The sequence below is a fragment of the Companilactobacillus jidongensis genome (genome assembly GCF_003946575.1).
Lineage (GTDB): Bacteria > Bacillota > Bacilli > Lactobacillales > Lactobacillaceae > Companilactobacillus > Companilactobacillus jidongensis.
Window position 1 is genome coordinate 1 of the sequence record NZ_RHOP01000036.1, and the last position, 4,275, is coordinate 4,275.

The 4,275-nt window shown below is 35.3% G+C and carries 4 protein-coding genes; 1 reads left to right on the forward strand and 3 read right to left on the reverse strand.

Annotated features, from left to right (window positions below; all coding sequences use genetic code 11):
* Positions 1-222: 222 nt before the first annotated feature.
* Positions 223-1,422, forward strand: a complete 1,200-nt coding sequence (locus EKM68_RS13465; protein ID WP_125591316.1) for a GGDEF domain-containing protein — start codon at positions 223-225, stop codon at positions 1,420-1,422.
* A gap of 253 nt (positions 1,423-1,675) precedes the next feature.
* Here the strand turns inward: EKM68_RS13465 and EKM68_RS13470 are convergent, their stop codons facing one another.
* The 3 genes from EKM68_RS13470 to EKM68_RS13615 form a co-directional block, all read right to left on the reverse strand.
* A complete protein-coding gene (locus EKM68_RS13470) occupies positions 1,676-2,302 on the reverse strand; it encodes a hypothetical protein (RefSeq protein WP_225423024.1) in 627 nt (208 codons plus the stop codon).
* 132 nt (positions 2,303-2,434) lie between these two features.
* Entirely contained in the window at positions 2,435-3,892 is a 1,458-nt protein-coding gene (locus tag EKM68_RS13475; RefSeq protein WP_125591318.1) for a multicopper oxidase family protein, read from the reverse strand.
* 28 nt (positions 3,893-3,920) lie between these two features.
* Positions 3,921-4,082, reverse strand: a complete 162-nt coding sequence (locus EKM68_RS13615) for a hypothetical protein (RefSeq protein WP_164509465.1) — start codon at positions 4,080-4,082, stop codon at positions 3,921-3,923.
* Positions 4,083-4,275 lie beyond the last annotated feature (193 nt).

Below are 4,275 nucleotides of genomic sequence, written 5' to 3' on the forward strand. Positions count from 1 at the left end.
AGTGATGTTCTTTTTGTTTTAAAAGAGTACAAAAAAACTGGTATTGATTATTCATCAATACCAGAAAGTATAGAACCGAAAAAAGGGAGTTGAGACAATTAAATCTCAGCTCCCTTTTGTATATTCTGATTATAAATTTATTAATATTATGTAGTATACTTGGAAGTAACCACAATCGTTTACTAAACACGATTGTTAAACGTCAAAAAAGAGAGGTGCGGAATGTCAACAATATTAGAAGCTGGTGTATTTCCAAAGCTTTTAAATGTGGACGCAAACATTAATGCGATAATTATTGGCCTGATAACTGTTGGCCTCGTAACCATACTAACAGTTATGTCATATAGTTTTGAGGACATCTCCAGAAGACACAAGAACAGGTCTTACGATATCATTCTAGGACTAACTGAAGGTGCGGTTGTGGTGATCAGTATGATTTTAGTACAGCATATATTCAAAGCACTTAATGCTGGAAGCTCAACCAACTGGTTCTATGCGACGACTCAAATGACACTTCTTTTATATTCTCTGTACACAATGCAGAACACTGTAATTGAATTCGTCAATATTATCGCTCCACTTTATATCTTTGGACACCATTTATTTGAGGGAGATACAAGTTACAATGTTATTTTCATCCTAGCTCTGATTGCTATGGCGGTAACCGTAATATACATCGCTCACAATAAGAACAATTTATTGAATGATGAATGGAAATACATGGCATTACAAATTATTTATGGCGGTATCTGGTGGATGATCATCTGGCCAATCTACCGATTTTCACCAATCAAGACTATCTATATCCTAATTGGATTCATAATTTACATGTCGTTGATCCGTTTTGTCGCAAAGTGGATCAGAAATTCATTCAATGACTATAATAACCTATCCGAAAAAGTTAACTACGATGAACTAACAGGTGTTAGAAATCGTGCTAATTTCGATGAGGTTTCTACTGAGGTTTTTAAAGTCTACAGCAAAGATAAGGACATCCCACTGACCGTGGCAATGTTCGACATTGATCATTTTAAAAAGTTCAATGATAACTATGGTCATATGACCGGTGACAAAGTATTGAGTTACGTCGCAAGTAGTTTTGAACATCAATTATTCCAAAAAACTACTCGTGGACAACTGTTTCGCTACGGTGGCGAAGAATTTATTATAATTTTTCGTGGTCTAACAGATAATGAGTCAGTTAAAATCATCAAAGATATTCGTCATCATATACTTGATGACCCGTTGGAATACAATGGTGAAAGTTTAACCATCCGCATTTCGTTTGGTATATCGCAATTGCAACCTGCTGATAGAAATTTTAACGACTTATTCAAACGTGTCGATCATTACTTATATGAATCTAAAGAATCCGGACGTAATAGAATCACCGTTGAAGATGAGACATTCACATTTAATTAAAAATAAAATGCACCGAGTAACCTAACTTGATAAGTTTGCTCAGTGCATTTTTGTGTTTCTTCCAATAAAAAAAGATGAAACCATATGGCTCCACCTTCGGGAAGGAATCAGTTGTTTTGAATCTGGTAGTCCCTAAAAATCATAGTACAACATCTGACCCTCAGGTGCAATAGTATTCACTCAAATTATTTTAACTCTTTTTGAATTTTTTAGTTGCATTTTCATATTCTTTTAACATTATTTTAATATGAACTTAAAGAACGTAATGATGTTTTAATGAAGGGACAACGATTTTGTCCGATATACCAATTATTATTCCTTGAATAAAAACTGCCAATAATGTTCCTATACCAACAGATAATAATTTACCTGTACTAAGGTAACAGATCAGCATTATCGTAACGGGTGGTGTGTAACTTATCAATTGTCCCCAACCTGCTGAACCATGTAAATATTTGAATCTCAACAAATATGCCAATTCGTCATTTGGATGCTGGATCAAATTACAACGCTGATAAATCGAAGTTCCGACTGATACACCTATTAATCCGATAATATCAATTGTAACTCTCAAAACTACATTCAATTGATCTAAATGTAATGGTAAATAGAGATTAGAAAAGAACCCTACTAAATAACTGAATGGCAGCGAGAATAATAAGTTTGAAATGAAAATATGTCCATCAAACTTGCCAATCAACACTTGATTAGCAACAGTTACCAATACTGCATAGACGAATAAAGTTGTTCCGTAAGGAACATTTATCAAATGAGATATATTGACACCTGATGCCATCCAAACGGCACTACCGACGTTACTATCGATCATCAAGGCATTGGCCGCCGCGTCGAGGATTATCGCAAATGTTAAAAATCCCATTCTTTTTTTGAAACTGTTGTCTTCCACGAATCCACCCTCTTTTTTTGATATATTCATGTTATTACTTTTATAGATAATAAAAAAGCCAGCTGAGATTATTTCTCTGCTGACTTCGTTTTAATTATATGCGCTCTACTTTGGGTTCATCATCTCATCCATAGAAATCAAATGAAATTCATGTTTTTCATTTGGATCATAGGCTTCAATTTGTGCCATCATTCCGGTATCTTCGTGTTCCAAAATGTGGCAATGATACATGTAGATTCCAAATTTAGTGAATCTAACGGCTAATCTGACTGTTTCACCGGCATTTACACCGACAACATCTTTCCATCCGTGTTCATTTGGATAAACATCCTTACCATTTCTACTCAATACTAAGAATTGATTACCATGCATGTGGAATGGATGAATCATTCCCTTATCCATATCATTGGTATTTGTGACATCCCAAATGACCGTATCACCGATTTTTTGCTTCTTATCGATTCTTTGCATATCGAATAATTTTCCATCAAGACGAACTTGATCATCCATACCAGACATGACTGTGTGAACGATTTGTGTTCCTGGTGTTGGTTCTGGTGTAGGGATATTGGCCATATGTTCTGGCAATTCAACATCCTCGCGCTTATATTCACCAATCTTGAATTTCATGATTGGAATATTGTCTGTCATCAATGTAACAACATCTCCAGGCTTCTTATCACCAAAGTCTACAATAACTTCGGCACGCTCAGCACATGTCAACATCAACTTAGTGAAGTGAACTGGCTCGGGTAATGTTCCACCATCAGAAGCGATTTGTGTGAATTCATGATCATCATCAAAATGTAGACGGAACTCACGACGGTTGGCTCCATTAAGAATACGAAGACGTACACGTTGTGTTGTAACATCGAATACTCCGTTGATAGTGCCGTTGACCAAGGCATACTTGCCCAATGTACCATCCATATCGTAATCAGCTTTATAATCTAATTGATTGTCGTGATAACTTCTATCTTGTAAAATAACTGGAATATCATCGACACCATAATTTCTTGGAAATGGTAATTTTGCTTCCTCATCATCAGTAACAACGACCGATGCAGCTAATCCATTCCAAACTTGACGAGCTGTATTTGGACATGGATGAGCATGGAGCCAATCAGTCTGGGCTTGTTGATCAAGTGTGAAATCAATATCACGACTACCACCAGGATAAACAGGTGCATGTGGACCACCATCAACGATGGGGCCTGTGACATTTAATCCATGCCAGTGAAATGTTGTTACTTCTGGCAAATCATTAACTAGGTGAACATGATAATGAACACCCTTCTTATAGACAATTGTCTTACCTAGAATACTTGTGCTATAACCCCAAGTCTTAGTTTTCTTACCAGGTAAAATCTGTGTTTCACCCTCTTGAGCAGTTAATGTGTAATAAACATCATTGCCCTCAACCTTGTCAGGTTTTAATAGTTCTGGAACATTCAGAGGTTTATCTGGTACATCAGCAACCTCCAATGGTTTGTAGCCGCCATCGTGTAAGTCAAATATCGGCTCATCAAAAAAATAATCATTATAAACTTTTGTTTTTCCCAATGTCTTCGCCTTCTATTCAAATTTTATCTTACTTTTTGAAAACCCCAAAAGCATTCACAATCGCTTCTAATAACATCCCAATAGCCATCATATACATAGCAATCATGTTCTTATCAGCAATCACAAGAAAAAGCAATATGGCATAAAAGATAACCATGAAAACCGAAAACACTTTCGATTTACCCATCAAAATATCACCACCAAACTTTTTACATTTATATTTTAGTACATTTTTGATAAGTATAATAATAGATATCTAAATATTAGTGAAAACACATACAAAACAAAAAGATAGTGTACAAAAATGGTCCTATACTTTCTGGTATTGATGAATAATCAATACCAGTTTTTTTATACTCTTTTAATGCAAAAAAAACATCACT